The 23,335-nt window shown below is 34.9% G+C and carries 20 protein-coding genes and 1 pseudogene; 2 read left to right on the plus strand and 19 right to left on the minus strand.

Annotated features, from left to right (window positions below; translation table 11 throughout):
• Positions 1-17: 17 nt before the first annotated feature.
• The 12 genes and pseudogenes from BP18_RS08580 to arcA all read right to left on the minus strand — a co-directional run bounded on the left by BP18_RS08580 (position 18) and on the right by arcA (position 14,888).
• Complete coding sequence (locus tag BP18_RS08580) at positions 18-1,358, minus strand: PTS ascorbate transporter subunit IIC (protein ID WP_007721082.1); 1,341 nt, start codon at positions 1,356-1,358, stop codon at positions 18-20.
• A 48-nt stretch (positions 1,359-1,406) separates the two neighbouring features.
• Positions 1,407-1,688 (minus strand): PTS sugar transporter subunit IIB, encoded by a 282-nt coding sequence (locus BP18_RS08585; protein WP_007721083.1) that lies wholly within the window; start codon positions 1,686-1,688, stop codon positions 1,407-1,409.
• Positions 1,688-3,730: a BglG family transcription antiterminator gene (locus tag BP18_RS08590; RefSeq protein ID WP_007721084.1), complete on the minus strand. Its 2,043-nt coding sequence runs from the start codon at positions 3,728-3,730 to the stop codon at positions 1,688-1,690. Before BP18_RS08590 ends, BP18_RS08585 begins: the two co-directional genes overlap by 1 nt.
• Positions 3,731-4,139: 409 nt before the next feature.
• Positions 4,140-5,540, minus strand: a complete 1,401-nt coding sequence (locus BP18_RS08595; RefSeq protein ID WP_007721085.1) for a glycoside hydrolase family 32 protein — start codon at positions 5,538-5,540, stop codon at positions 4,140-4,142.
• Between the two features lie 40 nt (positions 5,541-5,580).
• Positions 5,581-6,960, minus strand: a pseudogene (locus tag BP18_RS08600) (sucrose-specific PTS transporter subunit IIBC); the annotation flags it as partial.
• Between the two features lie 97 nt (positions 6,961-7,057).
• Positions 7,058-8,056, minus strand: coding sequence for a LacI family DNA-binding transcriptional regulator (locus BP18_RS08605; protein WP_029276742.1), 999 nt, complete (start codon positions 8,054-8,056; stop codon positions 7,058-7,060).
• Between the two features lie 28 nt (positions 8,057-8,084).
• Positions 8,085-8,945, minus strand: coding sequence for an ROK family protein (locus tag BP18_RS08610; RefSeq protein WP_007721088.1), 861 nt, complete (start codon positions 8,943-8,945; stop codon positions 8,085-8,087).
• 276 nt (positions 8,946-9,221) lie between these two features.
• The gene (locus tag BP18_RS08615) at positions 9,222-9,926 is read right to left on the minus strand and encodes a Crp/Fnr family transcriptional regulator (RefSeq protein ID WP_051669256.1); all 705 of its coding nucleotides are present in this window, start codon (positions 9,924-9,926) and stop codon (positions 9,222-9,224) included.
• Positions 9,927-10,093: 167 nt separating this feature from the next.
• Positions 10,094-11,035 carry a carbamate kinase gene (gene arcC / locus BP18_RS08620; protein ID WP_007721093.1) on the minus strand — a complete coding sequence of 314 codons (942 nt, stop codon included), beginning with the start codon at positions 11,033-11,035 and terminating at the stop codon, positions 10,094-10,096.
• A 15-nt stretch (positions 11,036-11,050) separates the two neighbouring features.
• Complete coding sequence (gene arcD, locus BP18_RS08625) at positions 11,051-12,478, minus strand: arginine-ornithine antiporter (RefSeq protein WP_007721095.1); 1,428 nt, start codon at positions 12,476-12,478, stop codon at positions 11,051-11,053.
• Positions 12,479-12,585: 107 nt separating this feature from the next.
• Complete coding sequence (argF, locus tag BP18_RS08630) at positions 12,586-13,602, minus strand: ornithine carbamoyltransferase (RefSeq protein WP_007721098.1); 1,017 nt, start codon at positions 13,600-13,602, stop codon at positions 12,586-12,588.
• Positions 13,603-13,646: 44 nt separating this feature from the next.
• A complete protein-coding gene (arcA, locus tag BP18_RS08635) occupies positions 13,647-14,888 on the minus strand; it encodes an arginine deiminase (RefSeq protein ID WP_007721100.1) in 1,242 nt (413 codons plus the stop codon).
• A gap of 238 nt (positions 14,889-15,126) precedes the next feature.
• On the opposite strand from arcA, the gene BP18_RS08640 reads away from it, so the two are divergent.
• A complete protein-coding gene (locus BP18_RS08640) occupies positions 15,127-15,636 on the plus strand; it encodes an arginine repressor (protein WP_035050591.1) in 510 nt (169 codons plus the stop codon).
• 84 nt (positions 15,637-15,720) lie between these two features.
• Here BP18_RS08640 and BP18_RS08645 read toward each other — a convergent pair whose 3' ends face one another.
• The 3 genes from BP18_RS08645 to BP18_RS08655 form a co-directional block, all read right to left on the minus strand.
• Positions 15,721-16,152, minus strand: coding sequence for an organic hydroperoxide resistance protein (locus tag BP18_RS08645; RefSeq protein ID WP_029277914.1), 432 nt, complete (start codon positions 16,150-16,152; stop codon positions 15,721-15,723).
• Positions 16,145-16,588 carry a MarR family winged helix-turn-helix transcriptional regulator gene (locus tag BP18_RS08650; protein WP_029277912.1) on the minus strand — a complete coding sequence of 148 codons (444 nt, stop codon included), beginning with the start codon at positions 16,586-16,588 and terminating at the stop codon, positions 16,145-16,147. Before BP18_RS08650 ends, BP18_RS08645 begins: the two co-directional genes overlap by 8 nt.
• A 101-nt stretch (positions 16,589-16,689) precedes the next feature.
• Complete coding sequence (locus BP18_RS08655) at positions 16,690-17,097, minus strand: secondary thiamine-phosphate synthase enzyme YjbQ (RefSeq protein WP_007721108.1); 408 nt, start codon at positions 17,095-17,097, stop codon at positions 16,690-16,692.
• Between the two features lie 119 nt (positions 17,098-17,216).
• Between BP18_RS08655 and BP18_RS08660 the strand changes: the two genes are divergently transcribed.
• Positions 17,217-17,684 carry a YaiI/YqxD family protein gene (locus tag BP18_RS08660; RefSeq protein WP_029277910.1) on the plus strand — a complete coding sequence of 156 codons (468 nt, stop codon included), beginning with the start codon at positions 17,217-17,219 and terminating at the stop codon, positions 17,682-17,684.
• A gap of 177 nt (positions 17,685-17,861) precedes the next feature.
• Here the strand turns inward: BP18_RS08660 and BP18_RS08665 are convergent, their stop codons facing one another.
• The 4 genes from BP18_RS08665 to BP18_RS08680 all read right to left on the minus strand — a co-directional run bounded on the left by BP18_RS08665 (position 17,862) and on the right by BP18_RS08680 (position 23,335).
• Entirely contained in the window at positions 17,862-19,556 is a 1,695-nt protein-coding gene (locus BP18_RS08665; RefSeq protein WP_029277908.1) for a methyl-accepting chemotaxis protein, read from the minus strand.
• A gap of 182 nt (positions 19,557-19,738) precedes the next feature.
• Positions 19,739-21,508 carry a methyl-accepting chemotaxis protein gene (locus tag BP18_RS08670; protein ID WP_051926204.1) on the minus strand — a complete coding sequence of 590 codons (1,770 nt, stop codon included), beginning with the start codon at positions 21,506-21,508 and terminating at the stop codon, positions 19,739-19,741.
• Between the two features lie 238 nt (positions 21,509-21,746).
• The gene (gene ftsE / locus BP18_RS08675) at positions 21,747-22,463 is read right to left on the minus strand and encodes a cell division ATP-binding protein FtsE (protein ID WP_007721115.1); all 717 of its coding nucleotides are present in this window, start codon (positions 22,461-22,463) and stop codon (positions 21,747-21,749) included.
• 116 nt (positions 22,464-22,579) lie between these two features.
• Positions 22,580-23,335 carry a flagellar hook-basal body protein gene (locus BP18_RS08680; RefSeq protein ID WP_007721116.1) on the minus strand — a complete coding sequence of 252 codons (756 nt, stop codon included), beginning with the start codon at positions 23,333-23,335 and terminating at the stop codon, positions 22,580-22,582.

Raw genomic sequence — 23,335 nt, forward strand, 5'->3', positions numbered from 1 at the left:
TTATTTAATAGACTTATTTATTTTGCTTCTGCCGTTTTCTTTTTAAACGGTATTGCCATTAATACAAGAATTACAACTAAACTTACTACAATTGCAATTGGCCCTGCATAATTTGCTAATGATCCAAAGAATAGACCACTAACACCAAAGTCGGCATCAGAGAAAGTTGTACTTGCAAAACCTAAATCTCCTAATACAGGCATTAAGAATAACGGTAAGAATGAAACAATTACCCCATTAACAAATGAACCTGCTACAGATCCTTTAATTCCACCAGTTGTATTGCCGAATACTCCAGCTGCAGCCCCTGTAAAGAAATGAGGTACAACTCCTGGTAAAATCACTGTACTTCCTACAGCCAACATGATAGCTAGACTAACAATTCCTCCTAAAAAGCTAGAGAAGAAACCAATCAATACAGCATTGGGAGCAAAAGTAAAAATGATTGGAACATCTAGTGCTGGTTTAGCATTTGGAACTAATTTTGTAGAAATCCCTTTAAATGCTGGGACAATTTCTGCTAGAACTAAACGAACACCTGCTAAGATTACAAATACTCCAGCAGCAAAGTTACCTGCTTGAATTAGTGAGAAGACTAAGAAGTTTGTTCCACCACTAAGTTCTGCTTCAATAAACTGAGGACCTGCAAATAGAGCAACGATGAAATACATTACAATCATAGTAATTGCAATACTTACTGTACTGTCACGTAAGAAACCAAGTCCTTTTGGAAAGTTGATATTTTCAGTGGAATGTTCTTTATCCTTTTTAAAAATTCTTCCAATATAACCACTGACCGCATAACCTACTGCGCTAAAGTGACCTAATGCAACATTATCATTTCCAAGTAATTCACGCATAAACGGTTGAACAATAGCGGGTGATAAAGTCATAATAATACCTAACGCTACAGAACCAGCAATGATTAAAGGTATTGTATCGAATCCGGCTACAGCCATTATTACAGCTAACATACAAGCCATATATAACGTATGGTGTCCTGTCAAAAAGATGTATTTAAATCTGGTGAATCGTGCAATTAGAATATTAGCAACCATTCCAAAGAACATGATCAAAGCAGTGTTTGTGCCATATTCAGTTAAAGCTAATGCAACGATAGCTTCATTATTTGGAACAACTCCTGCAATATTGAAAGCTTCTTGGAACATTAAACCGAATGGTGCTAAAGAGGTTTCTAATATTCCTGCACCTGCTTGTATCACTAAGAAACCAACAAATGTTTTAACTGTACCTTTTATGACATCCGACGTTTTTTTCTTTTGTACCAAAAGACCAACTAAAGCAATAAAGGCTACTAGAATGGAGGGTGCGCTTAAAACATCAATTAAAGTATTCATATTCGTTCTATCTCCTTTTCATCTATCAATTTTTTATTGTAACTAATTCTATAGCATCCCTTTTTCTTCAAGTACTTTTTTTACTTTCACTCTCAACTCATCAATATCAATGATACTGTCTAGAATCACTACATTACCTAACTGTTCCCCACCTTCTGCAATATCTTTAGCTAAGAAAAAGACATCTGCATCTCCTGGTTGTGCAGAACTTAAGTCAGAATGCGAAACCTCTACATCCGTTACTCCTAATTCACCCAATACTTGATTGATATTCATTTCCACCATAAAACTTGTCCCTAAACCTTGTCCACAAACTGCTAAAATTTTCATTATTCATCTTCTCCTTTTTTTATAATACTAATTATTTCTTCTGCTGTTTTTGACTCTTTAATCGCATTTAATGTTGTATCATTGCTTAAAAGCTTTGTTATTTGTGCTAACGCTTTCAAATGCGCCTGGTTATCAATCGCTGCTAAACAAATAAAAATATCAATTTTATGTTCTTCTTTATCTAACAATAATACTGGAGTAGTTGTTCTTAGAAATGAAATACCTAAACTATTTACTCCCGCTTCAGGTCTTGCATGTGGAATAGCTATTCCTTTACCTATATGGATATAAGTTCCAATTTCTTCTACATTTTTTATCATAGCATCCACATACCCTGATTGAACTTTATTAGATTCAACTAAAGGTTGAGCCGCTTTAGCTATTGCTTTTTTCCAATCCATTTCTTCATTTGTAAATTGAATCATATCTTTAGTTAATAATTCTGAAAGCATTGGCTTATAACTCCCCTTTTCTATTTCTTTTGAATGGATAAGATTCACCAGTTCTGATAACATCTTATCCTCATCTTTTACTTCTGTATATTTATGGATAATTTTCATTAATTGATCAATAGAAATATTTCTCAAATTTAATCTTGGAAACTGAGTAGCTACAGATTGAATCAAATAATTTTTTTCAATATCCGTTAATAATGGCTTAACTCGATATACTGGTTTAATTGAAATAACCTCTACTGTTGAAAAAATCAAATCATATTCCGTAATTGGAATGTGATAAATTTGCTCAATCGCATGAACACGAGAAAACCGAATACTTGGAAACATATCTTGTAACTGTGAACGGAGCATAATTGAAGTGCTGACACCATTCGAGCAAACAACTAAGGCGTTTATTTTTTCTGGTTCTTTTTCTTCATTTCTTTCTAGGTAACCGCCAAAATGTAAGGTGAAAAAACTTATTTCAGTTTCACTAATCGTTTTCCCTGTCAAAGCAGATAAAGGTTCCAATGCTCTTTTTACAAATCCAAACAAATCAGCATATTCAGTCTTTATTCTTTTTATCATTGGATTAACTAGTGGAATTTCAAATGTAATTCTAAAAAAAGCTGGAACCAAATGATTATACAAACTGTTTTTTAATTGCGGTTTATTTTTTAAAGGCAATAATGTACTCTTTTCAAATTCTTCAATAATTTGTTCAGCTAATTCTTCAAGAAAAGGGTTCTCTTTATCCTCAATCTCTTGTTGAGTTATCAATAATTGAACAGTAAGAAAATACGAACCATTTATAGCTTTTTCATTAAACAAACTATCAGCTAATTGTTTCCCTTTTTTAAACAGTAGTTGTCTTTCTAACAATTGCTTTTCAAATTCCGTATAATTAAGCTTATCAGTTTTATTCCTTAACTTAACAAAAAGAATGTGCATGAGCATTTCTATTTTTCTACTTTTTACTAGCTTTAAATTAGTTCTTATTAATGCTTCTTCAACCAACTGTTGAACATGTGTAAGTTGATTTTCTTTTCGCCATGCTTTTAAAATTAAGTTTATTAGTTCTTTTCCAAGAGGCTGTGTTAATAGGTAATCAATACAATAAGAAGCAAATTTCCATTTATCATTCTCACTTCCTGTTAAGTAGTACCCCTCCTTTCTTGAATATACTAGGCTGATATTCCACTTCTCACAATTTAATTTTGTTTTTTTCACATCAGTCAAAGCTGTATTTTTACTTACGCCTAGCAATAATTGATAATGATAATTTGATACTGGTTCCGTTCTTATATAGGTGTATAGATAAATTAACAGACTCCGTGTATCTTCAGCTATAACGAACTGTTTTGTATTAAAGTCTAATGGTAACCCTATTTGGATGCGTTTTTTTAAACTTGGATCTATAAAAAAGTTATCCTTATTAATCTTAATCATTGGTAAATCCATCATTTGCAATGTATCGTTAACTTTATCTAAATCATATTGAAGTTGTCTTTCAGATAGGTTCAATTCTCTCATAACTTCAAATTTACTCATCTTATTATGGGTCGTTATTTCTTCGAATAATTTGTAAGCCCTCTCATCAAACAAAAGAGTTCCTCCTTTTCTTAATTTAACTATAGTTGTTTCATCAATCTACATCAATTGGATTTAAACCCAATTGATGTAATCGTTTTCCATAACCGTTGTGCCTACTATCGAATCTGGACTATTAAATCACTTGCTTTTAAACTAAAAAAGTAAGTTGAACCCTCATAAATAGGGGATTCAACTTACTTAATCAATTACCCACCTAATGTAACATCTTGATCTTGGTACCATTGCAATACCTATATGTTTAGGCAGACGCTTGTATATTACCATTCTGTCTTCCCCCTTTATCCATCACTATGTTATTGTAACTGAATTCTTGTTAAATAAATAATAAAGCACTTTAACCTAAAAGAAATCTACCAGAGCCAATTTACTCTGGTAGATTTCTTCTTTAGCTGTATTTATTTTATTCTTCAATTTCAAATGAACGTAGAGTATAAAGCATCATTCTTTTTTCCATAGGTTCACCTAAGTTTTTGAAACTAAACAGATAGTCTGTTTCGTCTACAAAATATCTTAAAGTGAAAACTTCTTCCCCATGGTTCAAAAATAATTCTAACAATGAACTTTCGACTAACAATCGTAATTCTGTCAATTCACGTGTTAAAAACGTCGCTCTTTCCTCTCTCATATTTGTCTTCCAGTTCGTCCGTATTATAGAAAGTTTTCTAGTTTTGGATTGGTACAAGATTTCAATTTCGTTTCTTAAATTTATCACAAAGTCTGTAGCTACTGAACCCCATTCAATCAGAATATCTTGTTGTAACGACGACAATTTAATAACTTCACTTTGACTACTTTTAATGATTATAGGACTTGTTTCTCTTAAATTCGCTATATCAGAAAGTGGGTACTGAGTAAGTTTTTCACTTTCGTAATGCACCTCTCTAGGAATTGTTAACGCATGTAGCCAACCTTGCTTTCTAGTAGGTACCGCTGCTTCAACTTTAGGATCCATCACACCTACCCACCCGTATAGAATTGTACGTCCAACATCATCCACAAAAGTCTGAGGAGCATAAAACTCAAAACCATGATCCAGTTCTTTAAAGTCTTGAGCATTTTTTTTAAAGACACCATTTTCTGTAAAATGACCTGTAAAATAGCCACTTTGATAAATATTACGGTATTTTTCTCCTTCAACTTCTAAGCCTTGCGGTGAAAAGGAAAAGATATCTGTATCCGCAAACCTTAAGATATCAGGGCATTCCCACATATACCCTAATGATAAGGGCTCATCAAGCAATGGACCAACCAATGTCCAGTTTACTAAGTTGTTTGATTGATAGATTAAGGCATCACCTACTAAATTTTCTTTTTGTGCTCCTAATACCATCCACCATTTGCCAGCTTTACCTTGCCAAACTTTTGGATCTCTTACATGTGCTGTATATCCTTTTATAGGGTGTTCTAAAACAGGGCCTTTTTTCTCAAAATAGTTGCCATCTTTTGATACAGCCAAACATTGGTAGCTAAAACGTTCGCCATTTTCTCCTCGGACGTTTCCTGTGTAGAATAAATAAATTTCTTCGTTAAAAACAACAGCACTTCCAGAATAACATCCGTCTTTATCGTACCAATCAGTAGGCTCTAATGCTGGTTTATAAGATTTCCATTGGATGAAATCTTTAGTCGTTACATGACCCCAGCTTTTTGATTGATGTGTAGTATCCGTCTGGTTCCATTGAAAGAATACATGATAAACACCTTTAAAGTGAACTAGTCCATTTGGATCGTTTAACAGTCCTTTAGGCGGTGTAACATGATATCCTAACTTGTAATCATTTATTTCATCCGTTTGTCCCATCTATCTAAACGTCCTTTCATCCTTCTAATTCTTGTCTCATTTTATCGCTGTATCCAAATAGATAAGTTAATACAAATGCTACACCGATAGCAATGATATTTGTTAAAATATACAACAAAATTTGACCATTTAAATAAAGTAATATTCCTGGTATAACCGTAAGTGACATTCCAGTTGCTTCTAATCCAACTAAGCTAGCAAAAAAACCACCAACTCCACCACCAACTAAACCAAAAATAAAAGGTTTAATATAACGCAAGTTTACACCAAATACAGCTGGTTCAGTAATGCCTAAAAAGGCTGCAAGTGTAGAGGGATAAGCCAGCGCTTTTAATTTCTTAGATTTCGTTTTCATTCCAACTGCTAATGCTGCTCCACCTTGTGCAGCTACACTCGCTGTAATGATCCCATTGTAGGGATTAACACCTGTATTAGCTAATAATTGTATCTCCATAAAGTTGAAGAGATGATGAATTCCAGTTACCACAATCAATTGGTTCACGGCACCTAGAATTAAACCGGCTAAACCAAACGGTAAAGCTAATACCCAAATCGTTGCATTTAAAATTACTTCTTCTAAAGAGTGAAAAATTGGTCCGATGATAAATAATGACAAGATACTCATGATTAATAGTGTCATGAATGGTGTAACCAATAAATCAAGTGTCTCAGGTACGTATTTACGAATCCATCTTTCCAATTTCGCTCCGACAAAACCTGCAATAAAAGCAGGCAATACCGTTCCTTGATAGCCGACTACGGGAATAAAACCAAACATAGTGATTGGATCTACTGTTCCGCCTGCTACTTCATAAGCATTTGGCAATGCAGGATTAACGAGCATCAACCCTAAAACAATCCCAATGACTGGCGAGCCACCAAATACTTTAAAGGATGACCAAGCTACAAGTGCAGGTAAAAAGGCAAATGCTGTATCTGTTAATACTTCAGTATATAATAAGAAATTAGAGCTGATATCCGTTGGAACCATTCCAAAAACTGCTAAAACTTGTTCTTGTGTCAATAGACCACGTAATCCCATAAACAACCCTGTAGCAACTAACACAGGAATAATTGGGACAAATATATCCCCAAACGTACGAATCATTCGTTGGAACACATTTCCTTGTTGATTAGACTCTTCTTTCATCTCACCAGTTGATCCTTCAGCTGCACCTAAACTTACAACTTCTTCAAAAATCTTATTTACGGTACCGGTTCCAAAAATGATTTGGAATTGTCCAGAATTATAAAATGCACCTTTGACTTTATCAATATTTTCTACTTCTTCCTTATTTACCTTACTTTGATCCTTAACCATGATACGTAATCTTGTTGCACAATGAGCCACCGAATTGATATTCTCTTTTCCACCAACAGCAGCAATGACTTGTTTGGCTATTTCTTTATTATCTGACATGCTTTTTCCTCCTTTTCATTTTTGGAACCGGTTTCTTTTTTTTAGTTTACCTTATTTTTTTTACTGTGTCTACTAATACATAAAAAAAACACTTCTATTATTTAGAAGTGTTTTTTTCAACTGGCATAGTTGATTCTCTTTTGATTAGCTTGTTGGGTAATTCCAAATTATCTATGGTCTTTCTTCCTTCGATTAATCCAATCATGTTAGCTACCGAGAGAGTACCCAATTTTTTATAAGGATATTCGACTGTCGTTATAGATGGTGTAACGATCGACGTGACTTCATATCCCCCAAATCCTGATAAAGAGAAATCATTTGGGATACTTAGTCCTAATGTATGTGCTGCCTTCATAACAGCTAAAGCAATATTATCAGTAGCACAAAGAATATATGTCGCAGAAGTTTTAGGTAATACATTCATCGCTTTTTCATACGCCTTTGAAAAAGAAAAATTGGTTTCAATAATTTCAATAGACGTGCTAGTGCTTTTTTGTAAAGCATCCATGACACCTTTTGATCTCAGTTTTCCGACTGCATGATCTTCTTTAGAAACCATAAAAACCAAGAAATTATTATGACCTAAATCTGTTGCATAACTTCCCATCTTAAGCCCAGCTTCATACTCTTGATGAACTATCGTATGTAAGCCTTCTGCCGATTGACCCAAAAGTAAAACAGGGATTTCAACTTCTGCTATTGCTTTACGATGAGCCGGGGTTACAATTGTGGCTAAAAGAATAATCCCGTCAACTTTCTGTTTTGCCAATGTGTAAATGTTCTCAACTTCTCGTTCAACACTTTGATTCGTATTTGTAATAATTAATTGATACTGCTTATTTCTTAATTCTTCGTCAATGCTTGCTAAAATAGCATTCGTTGCGAATGAATCTAAGCGAGGAATGATGGTACCAATCATATTTGTTTTTTTCGCTTTTAAGCTCTGGGCAAAAGTATTAGGTGCATAACCTGTTTCTTTTACAATAACATCTAATTTGGCTTTCGTTTTTTTACTCACAGATCCGCCATTCAGATACCTAGAAACGGTACTTTTAGCTACTCCAGCTTGTTGAGCGATATCCTTTATGGTCACCATCTTATCACCTTACATTTCTTTGAACAATCTATTTATTTTCTTCAATAGCCATTAATAGACAACCCGTAATACCTGCATTATCTTCCAGTTCAGGTGTTACGATGTACTCATCTAAAGCAGGAGTACTGACATAGTCAGCCATTAGTTGGGTAAATTCTTTTTTAATTAAAGGAAGTAATTGTGCTTGTTTCATAACGCCTCCACCCAAGATAATTTTTTCTGGGCTAAGAATCAATGTATAATTTACTAAAGCTTGTGCTAAATAGAAAGCTTCTATTTCCCAAACCTTTTTATCGTCTGCCAAATCGTGCCCTTTTTTCCCATAACGTTTTTCAATGGCAGGACCTGCAGCGACACCTTCTAAACAATTCCCGTGATATGGACAGACGCCTTCAAAATCATCATCAGGATGCATACTAACCAAAAGATGTCCCATCTCCGGGTGACCAAAACCACTCAATACTTTTCCGTCAACGACAGCGCCGCCGCCAATACCAGTTCCAACCGTTAAATAGAGACAACTTTCAGTCCCACGCGCACTACCTTTTTTAAGTTCCCCATATGCAGCTGCATTTACATCTGTCGTCCAAGACACCGGAACGTTATATCTTTGTTTAACTGTTCCTAAAAAATCAAAATTCTTCCAAGCTGTTTTAGGAGTTGATGTCACGTACCCATATGTAGCTGATTTTTCATTTACATCAATTGGGCCAAACGAACCTATTCCAATAGAGTTTAACGAATACTGATCAAAGAAATCAAAGACTTGTTTGAGCGTTTCTTCAGGTGTTGTTGTTGGGATACTTACACGTTCTTTTATCTCTAATTGCATATCGCTGACTGCACAAACAAATTTTGTTCCGCCTGCTTCAATTGCGCCATACATCATTCATTTTTCCTCCTACTAATCCTTTGTTTTAAGCAAAGAAAAGGTTTTCTTAATCCTAATAATACCACAGAATTTTTTGGAGTACTAGACGAGTATCTATTTTTAACGGCTCTATACGTTTTAGTGTGGATAGATGAATTTAGTTGATCACACCATTTCTGGAAGAATAAGATTGTTTGTAGCAGCAACACTATTGAATGAAGAGCTTTTTTGATATTTCCAAAACAAAAAGTTTTTATAGAAGAAAATCCTTCCATAAAAACTTTTTGACTGTACTCATTCGGTATAAGCGTTGAAATAAATCAAATCTTTAAAGACAAATAATTTACGTTCGTACTCTAACTTATCCATTTCCTTTAATTTCTTGATAGTATTTCCTACTGTTTCTCTTGAACAGCCACTCATGTCTGCTACTTCATTAATGGTAATAGGATAAGGTATTTTAACCATTGTTGGATTTGTATAGTCGCCTAACTCTTTCATTAAATAATTCAGCGTTTTAATAATCCGATTCGTCGCATTTGAAACGACTATATATTGCACTCTTTTTTCATGACTTTCAAGAATTTTAGATAATTTATGATAGAAGTAAATCATTTGTTTAGGATTATCGGTTATCAGTTTTTCAAAAAGAATCGTTGGAATATAGTACAACTCAATATCTGTAACAGCGTATGCAGAATAATGATAAGTTTCATCGGAGAACATCCCACCATATGGGAATAAGGTTTCTTTTTTTACATAATCTGTATAGGTGTAAAAAGCACTTTCATCATATTTTTCAAGTTTAACCAATCCACTGACTAAATAAAATATTTTTTCACGGATATCCCCTTCATCAAATAAAACTTGCCCTTTTTTATACTTGCGCAAATACATATTTTTTCGGAGGTGATTAAACTCTGGATCAGTAAATTCTGAAAAGACAGGCTTGTAACGAAGCTCGTATAGATTGGTCATCTTTTTTTGAATAGTTGTCATCAAAACACTCCTCAATTTAAGATTCCTATTCATTCTAATCATCTCATCCATTGAAAAATCATCCAAGATAATTTATTCACAATTCAATTATAACATAAAAGCAAAAAAACCCATCATAATAACGGGCTTTCTTGCTTTATTATGTGGCATTCCTAATAACGCTTACATCACTTTGTAATAATTGTACCGGCTCCTTGAGTTAAAACGAATTCGATATTTTCTAAAGAAGTAATGATTGCTTTTCCATCTTTTGAATTTTCAACAAAAGCAATTGCTGCCTCTACTTTTGGCAACATACTTCCTGCGGCAAATTGATTTTCAGCGATATAACCTTTCATTTCTTCAATAGATACTTCGCTTAACTGTTGCTGATTCGGTTTATTGAAATTGACGTATACGTTATCTACGCCAGTTAAAATAACCAATAAATCGGCTTGGATTAATTCTGCTAATTTTTGTGAAGCAAAATCTTTATCGATGACAGCTTCTACTCCTCTTAGCTCATTGTCTTTTTTGATGACTGGAATACCTCCACCGCCAACCGTAATGGGAATGACCCCATTTTCAACTAATTGATTGATCACAACATGTTCTTTTATGCTGATTGGTTTTGGAGAAGGAACGACTTTACGCCAGCCTCTTCCAGCGTCTTCTTTAAAGATAACGTCAGCTTTTTCCATTTCTGCTTTAGCTTCGACTTCAGTTAGAAATGGTCCAATGGGTTTACTTGGGCTTTTAAAAGCTGAATCTGCTTCATCAACGACGACTTGAGTGATCAACGAAACGACTTGTTTCGTTAGATTTCTTTTTTCTAATGCGTGTGAAAGTGCATTTTGCATCCAATAACCAATGCTTCCTTGAGTCATGGCTACACAAGTATCTAATGGCATGGCTGGATTTTTCGAACTATTTGCCGCATTTTGTTGTAATAGTAAGTTTCCCACTTGCGGTCCGTTACCATGAGAAATGACTAAATCATCCCCATTTTCAATAAATTTGACCAAATATTCTGCTGTTTCTGCAAGTGCCTGCTGCTGAGCTTTAGCGCTAGCATCATTTGATAATATAGCATTTCCACCTAAAGCTACCACAATTTTTCTTTTTTTCATATCTGTCACGTCCCTTTACATATTACTGATATCAATTGAACCATTTGCTATTTGAAAGATAGCTATCAAAAAGAGAACCACTACGACCGCAGCCGCAATCCATTCGCTTTTAGTAAATAGTTTTTCTTTATTTTCTTTTTGTACCCAAGCATAAATAATGATTCCTGGTGCGTACAACAACATTGTTAGCAGTAAATAATCCACTCCACCTGCATAAATCAACCAAACAGCATAAATACTAGCTATTATTCCAATAAAAATATTTTGATTACGGCGTTTTGTGTCACTTGTTTCCATTAGCGACAGTTTCAATTGATAAAATGCTGTAAATGCATAAGGAATTAAAATGGCTGATGAAGCCAATGAAAAAGCGAAATTGTAAGCTCTGGAACTGATTAAAAAAGTAAATAAGAATAATTGAATCAATATATTCGTAAATAACAATGAATTGACTGGCGCTCCATTTTTATTTTCTTTAGAAAAGAACTTAGGAAAAGCCCCTTGTTTAGCCGCTTGATAAGGCAATTCTGCCGCAAACATAGTCCAAGCAAGCCAAGCACCTGAAACAGAAATGATTACACCAATATTGATTAATACTGCACCCCACTTACCTACCACGCTTTCTAATAAATAAGCCATTGCAGGTTGAGGCAAATCAGCTAATTCTGGTCTCGTTAAAACGGCCATTGATAGGATAGTCGTCAATAAATAAATCGCAATGACAGTTACCAATCCGATAATCGTTGCTTTTCCAACGTCAGATTTTCTATTGGCACGTCCAGAGAATACAACTGCTCCTTCAATACCAATAAACACCCAGACCGTTACAAGCATCGTTCCTTGAACTTGATCCATCACTTCTTTAAAAGAGAACTCGCCTGAAATGGTTCCCCAGAAGTCAGCGGTAAATATATCTAGTTTAAAAGCAACGAACATCGCAACGAAAAAAATTGCCAAAGGAATCAATTTAGCTGCTGTAACAATCGTATTGATAAATGAAGCTGTTTGGACTCCTTTTAATATAAGGGCATGAACCAACCAAAGCATGACCGATGCTCCAATAACTGAAGCTAAGTTTTGACCATCTCCAAAAATAGGGAAAAAGTACCCAATGGAACTAAACAGCAATGTTCCATAAGCCACATTTCCTAAGAAAGCTGACAACCAATAACCCCAAGCAGAATTGAACCCCATATATTTTCCAAAGCCTTCTTTAGCATAACTATATATTCCGGCATCCAAGTCAGGGCGCTTAGCAGACAAATTTTGAAAACAGAAAGCTAAAAATCCCATACCTACACCGGCAATGACCCAACCGATAATAACTGGACCTACAGAAGCTTCGACGGCCATGTCGGACATGAGGTTGAAAATTCCACCACCAATAATTGACCCTACAACAAGGGCAACTAAAGGCGTTATGCCTAATTTTTTCTCTTCCATTATTTTTCCTCCTCCTTTTTATTAACGTTACGGGTTCAGTTAATTTTATGAAATAAAGTATGAGAAGCTTGTCTCCTCATACTTTATATTCAATTAATTTTTCATTCTTAAACTTTGGGAATAAATAAATTACCTAACGTTGCAGCCATAATCGCTTTTATAGAGTGCATGCGGTTTTCAGCTTGTTCAAATTGTCGTGCATGTTTACTTCTAAATGCTTCATCCGTAATTTCCATCGCATCAATATGGTGTTTTGCTTTTACGTCTCTTCCATAGTCGGTATTGGTATCATGAAAGGCTGGTAGACAGTGTAAAATAATCATGTCCTCTTTTCCAGTAGCACGAACCATCTCCATATTTAACTGATAAGGCGTCAATAACTCGATCCGTTCTGCAAACTTATCTTCTTCTCCCATAGATACCCAGACATCGGTATATAACACGTCTGCGCCTTTAACACCTTCTGCAACATCTTTTGTGATTATCAATTTGCTACCAGATTGTTTCGCAAAAGATTGAGCCATATCCACTAATTCTTTTTCTGGGAATAATGATTCAGGAGACACGATTCGAATGTTTACTCCTAAAATTGCGCCTGTGACTAGCAAGCTGTTTGCTACATTGTTACGGCCATCTCCAACATAGGCTAACGTAAGCCCTTCAAGGTGTCCAAAGTTTTCTTTAACCGTCAAAAAGTCTGCGATCATTTGCGTTGGATGCCATTCATCCGTTAACCCATTCCATACAGGGACTCCTGAAAACTCAGCTAATTGTTCTACAGTACTTTGTTTGAATCCACGAAATTCAATTCCATCGAACATACTTCCGAGTACTCGAGCTGTATCTTCAACAGATTCTTTTTTACCTAATTGAATATCATTTTTCCCAAGGTACTCAGGATGTGCACCTAAATCAATAGCTGCTGTAGTAAACGCAGCCCGCGTACGAGTAGAAGCTTTTTCAAATAATAAAGCGATATTTTTCCCTTCTAAATAGTGGTGTGGAATACCTCTTTTTTTCAAATCTTTTAAATGTGCAGATAGGTCGATTAAATACATCAATTCTTCTTTTGTAAAATCTTTTTCAGCTAATAAACTGCGTCCTTGAAATACTTGTTTTGTCATTACTTATTCCTCCATATACTTATTAATTGGTTGTGAAATTAGGTTTATCTGATAGGTAGATCCTCACGAACTAAAGGCATACTCATACAACGAGGACCGCCACGACCTCTAGATAATTCACTTGAAGCAATTTCAATAACCTCAATGCCGTGACTTCTTAATAACGCGTTAGAAACATAATTGCGGTCATAAGTGACAACTACTCCAGGTGCAATAGCTAGTGTATTGGATCCGTCATTCCATTGCTCACGAGGTGCCGCAATCGCATCTCCACCACCGCAAGGAATCAATGTCAACTTCGGTACATTCAGTGCTTCACGTAAAATTTCTTGCAAATCAGAACGGTGAGTCATTTTGATAGTTCCAGCTTCTTCGCCCTTTTCCAAAATGTACGTATCTACTTCACCACCATTTTTTTGAATCCCTGGATGAATAGTAAATTTATCGTAATCAACCATTGTAAACACCGTATCTAAATGCATCATAGCGCGGACATTTGGTATTTTGATTGCCAAAACTTTCTCAAAATTAGAGTTTCGATCAAACAATTCAGTTGCAAGTTGTTCAATCGCTTTAGCTGATGTTCGTTGTGAGATACCAATAGCCAATACTTTATCGTTTAAAACTAACTCATCTCCTCCTTCAATGCGAGATGTATGATTCCGGTCACGCCATACTTCTACACCTTGACCAGCGAATCTGGGATGGTGTTTTATAATCACTTCAATAAAGAGCGACTCTCTGTTACGAGCTTCAAAAGCCATATGATTGATAGTTAGTCCTTTTCCAATTGCTGCAGCTGGGTCTCTTGTAAAGTAAAGGTTAGGCATAGGATCCATGAAAAATGGATAGACTTCTTCACTAGAAATATCTGCTAAATGATGGCTTTCAATACTGACATCTTTTTTACGGACACCAGCCATAATGACATCTACCATTTCTTGTGTATCGAAACCTAGCAAATATTTTTTTAGTCCCTCTCTAACCCCTTCCGTTTCAAGTTTCGACTCATCTAAAATACGTTCAACAAATTTCTCTCTCCCGTTTGCTGCATCTATCGCTTCTGCAGTTAACTTTTCTAAATACAATACTTCTACCCCGTGATCTATTAAAGCTTGAGCAAATGCATCGTGTTCTTTTTGAATAACTGGCAAATGCGGAATATCATCAAATAATAAACGCTCCATAATCTCTGGCGTTAAATTTTCGACTTCTTTACCTGGTCTTTTCAATAATACTGTTTTCAATTTTCCAATTTCGGACATTACGTGAATGGGTGTCGTCATTTCTTTTTCCTTCCTTTCTTAAAGCTTCTATTTATTATATAATCATGATAACGTTTACATTATTTTTATGAAAGTTTGAAATCCGCACTAGAAATGTCGATTTCATCACATTATTTCACGACTTTTTCATATATATTCTAATTATGGAATATTCATTCCACAACGAATCTTTATACTGTATATGACTTTCGTTTATACACTTTTTATGAATGAATTTTTTTTAGAAAAGAGGCTGATTATGAAGAAAAATGATCGATTATTTGCAATAAAAAAACTAATCCTCAACCACGATATTGCTACACAACAAGAATTGATGGAGCATTTGAAAAACGAAGGCTTTCAAACCACGCAAGCCACATTATCCAGAGACATAAAAGAATTAAATTTAATCAAAGTAACTCAAACAGACAGGACAACAAAGTATACATTCTATCATGATGCTTATCAGGAAAAAAATCTTTATTACAGACTAGAAAAAGCGCTACATCATTATGCAAGAAGTGTTACCGCTGTCCAATTTTTAGTTATCATTCTGGTTACACCCAATTACCCTAATGTTATTGCATCTTTAATTGATGAATTAAAAATGCCATCTATCGTTGGTACGATTGCCAGTTTTGATACTTGTTTAATTATTTTGCACAATGAAAAAGATGCGCGTTTATTGAGCGACTGTTTTTCAAACATTATTCATAAACAAACTGTTACGAATTTAGAAAAAGAAGTGTCTTTTTTAGTCCCAAAGTAACTTATATAGCACGAAAAAAAACTAACTTGAAAAAATTCGGTATCTAAACCAGAATTTTCAAGTTAGTTTTTAAATTAAACCGTTTTAGTTAAATTCAATTGCTTTTATTTCAACATCAATATTGTTGCTAGTAGCTTTAGAATATGGACAGAAAGCATGAGCTTTTTCAGCTAATTCTTGTGTTGCTTCAAGCGTTTGTCCTTCAATAGCAACTGATAACACAACAGAAAGTTTGAATCCATTGTCTGTTGGATCTGACTTTAATGAAACTTCTGCTGTAACTTCAGATTTAGCTTCGATTTTAGCTTGTTGAATCATAATTTCAAGTGCTGAATTGAAACAAGCACTGTATCCTAAAGCAAATAATTGTTCAGGGTTAGTTCCTTGACCAGGTCCCCCCATTTGTTTTGGTGTAGAAACTTTTACAGAAAAAGAACCATCTGGTAAACGACTTTCTCCATTACGTCCACCTGTATTGATTGCTGTTGTTTGATACATTACTTTTGATTCAGTCATTTAAAATTCCTCCTAATGTTTTTGATAAATCATCTATTTTTGTCAATAAATCAAAATAATCTTTTTCATTCATATTTAACAGGGCTAGGCAGGCAGAAACCTTTTCAAGTAACTCATCCCTTAAACTATCAGCTTTTTGGGTAGTCGCAATGATTACTTTTCTTTCGTCTTCCGGATGACGCTTTCGAGTAATGAATCCATTTGACTCCATTCGCTTTAACATCGGTGTTAAAGTTCCACTATCTAATCCAAGTCTTGTTCCTAATGATTGAACGCTTAGATCAGATTCCTCCCAAAGCACAAGTAAAGCTACGTATTGCGTGTATGTAAGAGAATAAGGTTCTAAAACCGGACGATAAAGTTTTGTAAACTGTTTGGATAAAGTATAAGTAGAAAAACATAACTGTTCTTCTAGTAGAAAGTTGTTTCCATCCATTCTTGTTCCTCCTAAATAGGTTGTGCACAATTAAATTGTACACTATTAAAATTTTTAATACAATCTTTTTTAGCTATTTATTAAAAAAATTCTATTCTTTCTCAACCTTCAATAATTTTTACGAAGAATTGTCGTTCTCGTGGGCCGTCAAATTCACAAAAATAAAGGCTTTGCCACGTTCCCAATATAAGCCGTCCTTTTGAAATAATCAGTGTTTCACTGGCTCCTACTAAAGATGATTTCATGTGTCCATCTGAATTTCCTTCCATGTGAACATATTCTTCTTTATTAGGAAATGTTTGATCTAAACCTAAACTGAGATCTTTTTTGACATCTGGGTCTGCATTTTCATTGATGGTAATTCCAGCCGTTGTATGAGGACAAAATACCAGCATGATCCCATTTTTCACACCGCTTCTATATAAAGCCTGTTGCAGATAGTCGTCGATAGTGAGAAAGGTTTGCTTCTTTTCTGTTGTGATATCAAATAAATAAAGATTACTGGTCATGTTGCTCAACTCCTTTTCCTCTTTGCCTCCATCATACAGTATTCCAAAGTATTCCTAAACATATAAGCCGACAACTGGTATACTAATAGTATAAAAATGATTAGAAAGTCGGTGAAATCTTGCAGATTTATATCGATGCAGATGCCTGCCCAGTTAAAACGATTATTATTGAAGAATCCTTAGCGAAAGATATTCCTGTTACACTTGTGACTAGCATTTCGCATTTTTCAACAAAAGAACAACCTCCAGGGGTAAAGACCGTGTACGTTGATACAGGAGCAGAAGCAGCAGATTACCGTATCATAAAATTAATAAAAAAAGGCGATATTCTGATTACGCAAGATTACGGCTTAGCTTCATTAGGTTTAGGGAAAGGCTGTATTGTGCTTCATCATACAGGTTACATGTATACAGCTGAAAATATTGACCAATTGTTGCAATCTCGCTATTTGAGCGCTATGGTACGAAAAAGTGGTAAACGAACAAAAGGTCCTAAGCCTTTTACCGATGAAAACCGCAAAGAATTCAGACAACGATTTAAAGAAGTCCTTTCTCAATCAAAAGAGTCACTTCAAAAAAAAGGATAGACTAGCACAACTCTTTATCAAAAAATTCATTACTATTTTTGATGATTCCTTACAATAGAAGTGAGAATGTATTTTCTTATATTCACTCTGTTTGAAGATGAAACGGCAAAAAAACCTCCCTCTTCTGCTGAAGAGGGAGGTTTTTTTGATAGTCGTTAAAGTCTTTTTGTTTATTTTTTACAATTTGAAACGTCCAACCATATCAGCTAGATTTTCTGCTAAGTTTGAAAGTTGTTCAGAGCTTCCGGCAACTTCCTCCATTGAACTAGTAATTTGTTGTGAAGCAGCAGATGTTTGTTCGACACCCGCAGCAGATTCTTCTGAAACAGATGCAATTTCTTCAATTGAACCGTTCATGATTTCACTGTTAACTTTAATACTCTCTAAGTTGTCAGAAATCCCTTTGATATCTTCTACCATTGCCGTAACTGACGTATTGATTTGATTAAAGGTTTGACCAGTTTTAGCAATTTGACTTGTTCCTTCTTCTACCTCAGCATAACCTGATTGCAGTGAATCACTTACTCTATTAGACTCAACTTGGATTTTTTCTACAAAACCAGTAATATCTGCAATCGATACAGCAACTTGTTCAGCCAATTTACGGACTTCATCTGCTACCACCGCAAATCCTCTACCATGTTCTCCAGCACGTGCAGCTTCTATTGCTGCATTCAAGGCCAATAAATTGGTTTGATCAGCAATTTTTTGAATAATAACTACTAAATGATTGATTTCTTGCGTTTGGTTGTCTAAAATCGCCATTTTTTTCACAGCGTCTTGTACAATTCCGTCTATTTTTGCCATTTGTTGGCTTGTGTCTTCCATGTATTGCTTTCCTTCATTGGTCATAGATAACACACCTAGTGAAGAATTTTTGATTTTTTCTCCGTTTTTATTCGTATTTTGGACTTTTTTAGTGAAATTTTCCATAACGACTGCCAAATTGCTTGCAGTTGTCGCTTGAGTTTCGGAACCAGTTGCCAATTCTTGCATCGTTATTGCTACTTGCTCAGAACCTGATTTCACTTCACTAGCAGATTGAGTTAGCTCTTCACTATGACTGCTCAACTCTTCAGATGCATGCGAAATTCCCTTCATAACACTTTTAACTGTTTTTTGCATTTTATTCATAGACACACTTAATTTACCAGTTTCATCTTTTTCAGTGATTTCTAATGGCTCCAAGCTAAGGTCGCCTTCAGAAATGCTTTGCAAGCGTTTCATTACTACATTTAAAGGCTTTGTAATATTATTAGATGTTAAATATGCAACAAGTATAGACAATAAAGATACTAAAACCATAATAACTACACTGATTGTACTAACCTGTTCGCCATTTTCAATCACTTTTTGACCAATTTCATTAATTATTTGTTCGCGCTCTTTAGCTAATGTTGAAAATCCTGTAATCAATTCTTTTTCAATTGGTTGTGCTTGTTCTATCATAATTTCGTAGGCTTTTTCATTATCGCCTTCGTCATATGCTGCTAACGCTTCATCAGTTAACGTACCCCACTCGAATTTTTTAGCCATTAAATCCTTTACTTCGGCTGAAGCACTTAATTCCAAGGCTTGATTTTCAAGTGCAATCGTTTCATCTAGTTCATCATTAAATGTCTCTCTATAGGTATCATCCTCATATAGCATATATCCTCTTATAAGGCTTGTACGTCTGTTCATATTTGTTGAAAGTTTTTCATCAACGATTAGCAGATCCAACTCTTTTTCTAATATACCTCTTATTGAAGTATTTGTTTTATTGATTGAATGGATTGTGTAAAAACTTAACATAAGCATTAGTACAATGGTAACCCCGAATCCCCCTAAAATTTTTGCACGAATACTTTTAAACTGAAATCTCTTTTTCATTACTTTTATCTCCTCTAATTTATTAGCTAGTTTGTAAGCTAGTTAACTAACTTACAAACCGCTAACGCCCTTTGTTATTTTTAATGACTTACTCTTAACCCTTGTTATTTTTTACCTTTCCCTAGAAGGTAAACCTGTTTTGCTTATTTCAACGTTCTATTTCACGTTTTTTCCACTTGCTTTTATACCTTAAATTCTTCAACCATATCAGCTAAACCTTTTGCTAAATCGGCAAGTTGCTCAGAATTTTCAGCAACTTCATCCATTGAACTTGTAATTTCTTGTGATGCGGCAGATGTTTCTTCTACCCCAGCAGCTGACTCTTGTGAAACAGACGCAATTTCTTCAATTGAACTGTTCATGATTTCACTATTTACTTGAATGCTTTCTAAGTTATCAGATATGTCTTTAATGCCTTTCACCATTGTTGTAACGGAAGCATTGATTTTATTAAAGGTATCACCAGTTTTTTTAATTTGGCTTGTTCCTTCTTGTACTTCTGTATAACCGCTTTGTAAAGACTCGCTTACTTTCATAGATTCGGCTTGAATTTTCCCAACAAATCCAGTAATATCAGCAATCGATACGGCTACTTGTTCAGCTAATTTGCGGACTTCATCTGCTACTACAGCGAATCCTCTACCATGCTCGCCAGCACGTGCGGCTTCAATCGCTGCATTTAATGCTAACAAATTGGTTTGATCGGCGATTTTTTGAATAATGACCACTAAATGATTAATCTCTTTTGTTTGGTTATCCAATGTAGCCATTTTAAATACCGCCTCTAAGACGATTTCATCGATTTTAGCCATTTGCTGACTAGAGTCTTCCATGTATTGTTTACCTTCTGCGGTCATAGACAAAACACCCATTGAAGAGTCTTTAATTTTTTCGCCACTTTTATTGGTACTTTGGACCTTTTTAGTAAAGTTATCCATCACGACAGCTAAATTACTGGCGGTTGTCGCTTGTGCTTCTGATCCAGTTGCTAATTCTTGCATGGTTGTCGCTACTTGTTCTGAACCTGATTTCACTTCATTTGCAGCTTGTGTCAATTGATTGCTGTGATTCGTTAGCATCTCAGAAGCCATTTGAATGCCTTCCATAACTTCTTTTTCCATAACTTGCATTTGGTTGATTGCCATAGCTAATTGGCCTGTTTCATCTTTTTCTGTTATTTCTAATGGTTCAGAAGTAAGATCTCCATAGGCAATAATATTCATCCGTTCCATCACTCTTTTAATCGGTTTAATGATTGAATTTGATGTCAATAAAGCTATAGCGATACCTACTAGGATAATGATAATGCTGATAATAATGATAGATATCAACGAACGGTTTCCAGAATTCGTAACTATTTGTGCGTCAGCTTTTATAGATTCCTTTTGTTCAGTGGACAATTTTTCAAGTTCATTAATCAAATCGTTGGAGTAAGGTTCTACAGATGATCTTAAATAGCTGGCAGCGCCAGCTGTATCGCCATTGTCGTATCGTTCAAATACTTCTGTCAGTACCATCTGTTCCCAGTCATTACTTCGTGCGACAATTTCTTTTGAAGCTTTCACATCAGACAGAGCGAGAATTTTCTTTTCATGTTCATGACTTTTTTCAGAATACTGATTAAATAAATTTTTATACATTTGATCTCCAAATAATATATATCCTCGCGCTGCTGCGATTCTTTGTGACAGACTGAATGTCAAATCATCATTAACAATTAGAAGTTCTAACTCTTCATCGACCATTTTTTCTGTACTGTCATTTGCTCTCGAAATCGTCACAATAGTGATTGAAGATAAGATAATGACTAATACAATGACCGTCATAAATGCTAGAAGGATTTTTGTTTTTAAACTCTTAAAATTCATTACTTTCTTAAATCTTGCTAAATCTAATTCTTTGATCTTCCATTTACCTTTGGTGATGGTTTTATCTTCAATATTATTTTCCAACTACTCTACACCCTTTCGATCTATTTCTGTTCCTATTACGGATAAAACAGATTCATTCTTTTACTTTCTATATATCTTTTACTATATCGGTCCTTTTTTAGAAAACTTTAGTTATACAATCGGAATCTTTTCAACTAAATTTATCCGTAGCGTTTATTGGACCACAAAAAAATAGATAGGTTTAAGCATCTCTCTTTATGCTTAAACCTATCTATTTCACAAATTCATTTTTTATGTATTAAACAACCACATATTCTCCCAATGACAGATCGTATTGAATTGCATTGTCATCTTTATTTTCATCCCAGACAATTTTGCCATTTTCAATTTCTATGACACGATTGCGAAACTTATCTACTATCTTGCGATTATGAGTAACCATTAAAATAGTCGTTCCTTGTTGATTGATACGGTAAAATAACCGCATGATTTCTAAAGCTGTTTTCGGATCTAAATTACCTGTTGGTTCATCTGCAATAATCAGTTTAGGTGAATTAACGATTGCACGTGCAATCGAAACCCGTTGTTGTTCTCCACCGGATAATTCAGTAGGTTTATCATTGGCCTTATGTTCTAATTCAACGTAACGCAAAGCTTGCATCACCAATGGTTTGATTTCATCCGGTTCTATACCAATTACTTCTAATGCATAGGCAATATTATCAAATACGGTACGGTCTAGCAATAATTTGAAATCTTGAAAAACGATTCCAATCTGTCTTCTAAGTTTAGGAATATCTTTTTCTTTCATTTTAGAGATCAATTGACCACAAACCTCAATTTGACCTTTGTTCGCTTTTTCTTCCCGATACAGTAATTTTGCTAAAGTCGACTTTCCAGAGCCGCTTGCTCCAACTAAATATACAAATTCCCCATCTGCAATCGTCAGATTGACTCCTCGAAGAGCTTTCACTCCCTTAGAGTAGTTTTTAATCACATTTTTCATTTTAATCATGTTTCATCACCTATTTTACCTCAAATTCTTCCCCAACGCCTATTTCGCGTCAACCCAAATCCGATAGTGTATGTGCCTAAAGATATTCCTATCTTTTCCTGTTTTGCGACTAAATGCTATTGTTTAAATTGATTAATGACTGAAGCCATTTCGTCTGTGCCTTGTGCTACTTTAAGATTCATTGAATAAGATCTTTGTGCCAAAATCATTTCAGTCATAGAAGAAGCTAAATCAACATTTGAGGCTTCTAAATAATGCTGTTGAATCGAACCCTCTCCCGTTCCAAATGCACCGTCATAGCTGAATTTATTTTCTCCAACAGGCTGCATAGCATTTGGTTGAGCTGGGTAAAATAACGGTATTGTTCCGACTAACATACTATTATTTTCTGATTGGATGGTTACTTCGCCATTTTCAGCAATGGATACGTCTCCTTCAGGCCATTGGTTGATTGGAATAGTGGCTTGGATTTCCAAAGTGTCTCCATTATCATTCGTGATCGATTTATCTCCATTGACGTGGAAAGCACCATCACGTGTCAAGTAACGTTCGCCGTTTTCTCCCGTAACACCAAAAAATCCTTCTCCAGCAATAGCCAAGTGGTAATCATTTGGATCAGAAACAAGCGCTCCTTGGGTAAAATTCGTAGAAGTTACGGCACTTTTTGAACCTATTGAAATTCCTGAACCTTGAGCATCAGCCGATAAGTATGCTGCCTCTCCGTTCATGTCATTCAATAGCAATTCATTAAAACTGATATTTTTAGACTTATAACCTGTTGTATTGATATTTGCAATATCATTCGATACAACGTCCATTTGATTTTGAATGGCATTCATACCGCTTTTGCTAATGCTTAAAGGTATACTCAT

Origin of the sequence: Carnobacterium jeotgali MS3 (genome assembly GCF_000745125.1) — a bacterium.
GTDB lineage: Bacteria > Bacillota > Bacilli > Lactobacillales > Carnobacteriaceae > Carnobacterium_B > Carnobacterium_B jeotgali.

What these genes read in the sequence shown, in the direction of transcription:
- BP18_RS08580 (WP_007721082.1), bottom strand. Translation starts at nt 1,358, where the DNA reads ATGAATACTTTAATTGATGTTTTAAGCGCACCCTCCATTCTAGTAGCC.
- BP18_RS08585 (WP_007721083.1), bottom strand. Translation starts at nt 1,688, where the DNA reads ATGAAAATTTTAGCAGTTTGTGGACAAGGTTTAGGGACAAGTTTTATG.
- BP18_RS08595 (WP_007721085.1), bottom strand. Translation starts at nt 5,540, where the DNA reads ATGGGACAAACGGATGAAATAAATGATTACAAGTTAGGATATCATGTT.
- BP18_RS08605 (WP_029276742.1), bottom strand. Translation starts at nt 8,056, where the DNA reads ATGGTGACCATAAAGGATATCGCTCAACAAGCTGGAGTAGCTAAAAGT.
- BP18_RS08610 (WP_007721088.1), bottom strand. Translation starts at nt 8,945, where the DNA reads ATGATGTATGGCGCAATTGAAGCAGGCGGAACAAAATTTGTTTGTGCA.
- BP18_RS08615 (WP_051669256.1), bottom strand. Translation starts at nt 9,926, where the DNA reads ATGACAACTATTCAAAAAAAGATGACCAATCTATACGAGCTTCGTTAC.
- arcC (WP_007721093.1), bottom strand. Translation starts at nt 11,035, where the DNA reads ATGAAAAAAAGAAAAATTGTGGTAGCTTTAGGTGGAAATGCTATATTA.
- arcD (WP_007721095.1), bottom strand. Translation starts at nt 12,478, where the DNA reads ATGGAAGAGAAAAAATTAGGCATAACGCCTTTAGTTGCCCTTGTTGTA.
- argF (WP_007721098.1), bottom strand. Translation starts at nt 13,602, where the DNA reads ATGACAAAACAAGTATTTCAAGGACGCAGTTTATTAGCTGAAAAAGAT.
- arcA (WP_007721100.1), bottom strand. Translation starts at nt 14,888, where the DNA reads ATGACGACACCCATTCACGTAATGTCCGAAATTGGAAAATTGAAAACA.
- BP18_RS08640 (WP_035050591.1), top strand. Translation starts at nt 15,127, where the DNA reads ATGAAGAAAAATGATCGATTATTTGCAATAAAAAAACTAATCCTCAAC.
- BP18_RS08645 (WP_029277914.1), bottom strand. Translation starts at nt 16,152, where the DNA reads ATGACTGAATCAAAAGTAATGTATCAAACAACAGCAATCAATACAGGT.
- BP18_RS08650 (WP_029277912.1), bottom strand. Translation starts at nt 16,588, where the DNA reads ATGGATGGAAACAACTTTCTACTAGAAGAACAGTTATGTTTTTCTACT.
- BP18_RS08655 (WP_007721108.1), bottom strand. Translation starts at nt 17,097, where the DNA reads ATGACCAGTAATCTTTATTTATTTGATATCACAACAGAAAAGAAGCAA.
- BP18_RS08665 (WP_029277908.1), bottom strand. Translation starts at nt 19,556, where the DNA reads ATGAAAAAGAGATTTCAGTTTAAAAGTATTCGTGCAAAAATTTTAGGG.
- ftsE (WP_007721115.1), bottom strand. Translation starts at nt 22,463, where the DNA reads ATGATTAAAATGAAAAATGTGATTAAAAACTACTCTAAGGGAGTGAAA.
- BP18_RS08680 (WP_007721116.1), bottom strand. Translation starts at nt 23,335, where the DNA reads ATGAGTATACCTTTAAGCATTAGCAAAAGCGGTATGAATGCCATTCAA.